This window comes from Liquorilactobacillus sp., assembly GCF_047719775.1.
Lineage (GTDB): Bacteria > Bacillota > Bacilli > Lactobacillales > Lactobacillaceae > Liquorilactobacillus.
Genome location: NZ_JBDNTS010000048.1, coordinates 1 through 3,105 on the forward strand (window position 1 = coordinate 1; position 3,105 = coordinate 3,105).

A 3,105-nucleotide genomic window follows, 5' to 3' on the forward strand; every position below is an offset into this window, starting at 1 on the left:
CCAAATTACAAAAGTCCTTGGATCAGCAGCAACAACTACAGTTAGCGACACTTGCGGAAAATCGGCAATTAAAAGGCCATATCCAAGAATTGAATGGTCTTCCTGAATCTTCTAATTCAACTCAGAAACGACAAGCAACCAAAGAAAGCGACAACTTGTCGAATGGTGATAATTCCAGTTATATCAATAAAAAAAACGACAAGAAAAATAAAAATGGTGTTGTCGATACTGACAAAAATCAAAAAAAAATACATAAAAATAAAATCAATAAGAGTTGGTGGCATTTTTGGAATAGAAATCGCTAATTTATTAATTGAAAGGAACATATAAATTTTATGTCTAATAATAATTTTAATGATTTCCCTAAGAAAAATGAAAGAAATAACTCTATTGATTATGTAAAATCTTTAATTTATAGAGCTCAAAACGATGGTAACTTGAAGGATATTCCCCAACTGGAGAAATTAATACAATTACTGAAAACAAAAAAGTATGGATTAGTATGGGAAGAACATTTAGAAAAAGTTGAAAAGGAGATGAAAACTAAAATTCCAATCTTTATCGAAGATAAAGGTAAAGAAATTAATAACAGTGATTCTGAAAAATATGATTTCCTTTTAGAGGGAGACAATTTGCATAGTCTTCATTTATTAGAAAAAACAAGTCTGGGCAAAATTGATATTATTTATATTGATCCGCCTTATAATACTGGACATAAAGATTTCAAATATAATGACTATTTTGTGAAGAAGGATGACTCTTACAAGCATTCTAAATGGCTTAGCTTTATGGCTAGTAGGCTAAAAATAGCAAAAAGGCTTTTATCTAAGGACGGAATTATTTTTATTTCTATTGATGATAATGAACAAAGTCAATTAAAATTATTAATGGATGATATTTTTGGAATAAATTCTTTTGTTTCAAATTTACACATTGAAACTTCCGCAGTAGCAGGCACAAGAAGATATGCTGCTATTAATGGTAGTGTAGTAAAGACCGCAGAGTTTGTTCTTGTTTACTCTAACAACATGGATGTAAGCTAGTTCCTGAGACAACTTTTAAGAGAGGGTATAATAAGTGACTACAATCCAAATAGAGACTATAACTAACAGGAAATTCTATTTCAAATAAAGTCTAAGGAGGCAAGTTGTTATTCATTACCAACAAAAAAAACACATGCACCTAGCAATTGCATTTATAGTTTTGTTGACTATACTTTCATTTTGTCTGTTGATTACTAACTCTTCGCTATACTCAGCTTTAGTTGCCTTTACCGGAACCTTCCTTCTAAGTATTATTAAAATGGTTGCAGAAGATGATAAAATCATAAATGGTGTTTTTCCTATGTGGAAATTCATTTCATATCCCTATGATTTACAATATTTTTCATTAACCGGTGATAATACTGTTGTAGATTCGGTACGTTTTTATAAAATTCAAAAAAGCCAAGATATTACGTTTGTCAACGGTTCTTCAAATAAGGATAAGGATAAGGACTTTCCAAAAATAACTATCACTCCAAATGCTGTATTAGTTTCAAACACTAATTACATAGTCACCCTTCCTTCCCCAACAGCTAATATTAGTCATCAAGCCATCATTGAAGAGTTAATTATTATTTGTTCTAACACCATTTACGGTGACCGAACCTTCTTTTTTGAGGGTGCTAATTTAAAGGGTGCCTTTACCTTAGGTAAACATAATAAAGTTAAGCCGTACTCTGGAGTGTGGTCAAACTGTAATAAAGAAAGGGCTATCGCATATTTAAAGGCAATTAGTGAATGCAAATAAACTTATTAGCCGCTTTGAGGGTCTATAACTAACAAATCGCCCCTCAAAAACATTGAAACAATAGCCCCCAACATCTATAATGTAGATGTTGGGGGCTATTATTGATTTTTAAGCAGCTATAGTCCTTAAACTATTTAGAATCTAGTTAGCCACTCGTTAAACTTTGATTCTAATATTAAGGCGATATCAGGATCCTCTTCCTCCAAAAAGCCATCTAATTTATCAAAAATTCCAAGAACATTATATGCTTGTTTTGTTAAATCGATTTGATCTATGCTTTTTTTCATTGAATCTTTTAACCTTGAGGGAACGTTCCTCACATGACTAATCAATGCCATTAACTTTAAAACATCATCTCTTTTTATCTTTTTAGACCATTTAATTTCTTTGACAGCTAATATAGTATCTTTTCGATTTTGCTCAAGATTTTCTAATTTCTTCAATTTTTCTTTAATCGTATCTGGATTGTTGCCATGATTAATAGTTGCAAGTTCATCTCTGATTACTGTAACTTTTTTACCGTCTGTATTCTCCACTTTATATACAGCATTAAATTTAGCAGCACCATCACCTAACTCACTATTAGAAATAATTAAACCTGTTGTAACAATTATATCCTTGTCAATTTTCATTCCTGATTTTTCCAGAAATGAAGCATCAAGTGTAGAATCACTGACGTGCATGCTGTCCAAGTAAAAATCCTTCTTTGTGGTTTTGGAAAGATTATGAATTAGTATAAGTGAGATATACAATATAATTGGATTATCATATGTTTTATAGCGATTTTGAGTAACTACAGACCTTAGAAATTCATGTTCCGTACCATCGTCTTTTGAACTTATGAATCTGAAATTAAAAATTTTATCATTTATATCTTTATCTTTAGATAAATTTGTTAATTCATCGACTAATTCTTTACGCTTATCATTTTTTAACATGAAATCTGAAAATTTGTTTATCTCTAAAAGAAGATCCAATAATTTTTTCTTCGCATCATAGATAGTTTCAACATTCGGAATTAAAGTTGTCTTATCTTCCTCTGAAACTACTGAAAAAACAAGTCTATAATTATTGCTCCCCCTGGCAACTCTTTTAAAATCAAGATTTTCTAAATTATTTAAAGATAAATTATAATCGTACTTTTTGTTGTCTATTTCGTTGAATACATTTATTGCGGGTTTAGTCCCACCAATATCTAGATCTTCATTTAAGGGAAATTCTTTTTTTATATCTTCAAGCAATTCATTTTGCTCAGTGACTTGTGTCAAGGGCAGTTTAAAAATGTAGGTTTTCGGCAGAAAGAAATGTAGGTTT

General features: G+C 30.5%; 4 protein-coding genes. 3 read left to right on the forward strand and 1 reads right to left on the reverse strand.

The features are described from left to right. From ABF682_RS12010 to ABF682_RS12020, 3 genes are all read left to right on the forward strand, one after another. The coding region (locus ABF682_RS12010) for a DUF536 domain-containing protein (protein ID WP_415605421.1) at positions 1 to 305 on the forward strand (305 nt) is incomplete at its 5' end. A 30-nt stretch (positions 306 to 335) separates the two neighbouring features. Continuing rightward, the gene (locus ABF682_RS12015) at positions 336 to 1,043 is read left to right on the forward strand and encodes a site-specific DNA-methyltransferase (protein WP_317848776.1); all 708 of its coding nucleotides are present in this window, start codon (positions 336 to 338) and stop codon (positions 1,041 to 1,043) included. 259 nt (positions 1,044 to 1,302) lie between these two features. After that, positions 1,303 to 1,791 carry a hypothetical protein gene (locus ABF682_RS12020; RefSeq protein ID WP_223801978.1) on the forward strand — a complete coding sequence of 163 codons (489 nt, stop codon included), beginning with the start codon at positions 1,303 to 1,305 and terminating at the stop codon, positions 1,789 to 1,791. Positions 1,792 to 1,925: 134 nt separating this feature from the next. On the opposite strand, the gene ABF682_RS12025 is transcribed toward ABF682_RS12020, so the two are convergent. Further along, positions 1,926 to 3,105: hypothetical protein (locus ABF682_RS12025; RefSeq protein WP_415605420.1), on the reverse strand; the 1,180-nt coding region annotated here is incomplete at its 5' end.

Bases quoted from the DNA above. Each gene is read 5' to 3' on its own strand.
- ABF682_RS12015 (WP_317848776.1), top strand. From the start codon at position 336: ATGTCTAATAATAATTTTAATGATTTCCCTAAGAAAAATGAAAGAAAT.
- ABF682_RS12020 (WP_223801978.1), top strand. From the start codon at position 1,303: ATGGTTGCAGAAGATGATAAAATCATAAATGGTGTTTTTCCTATGTGG.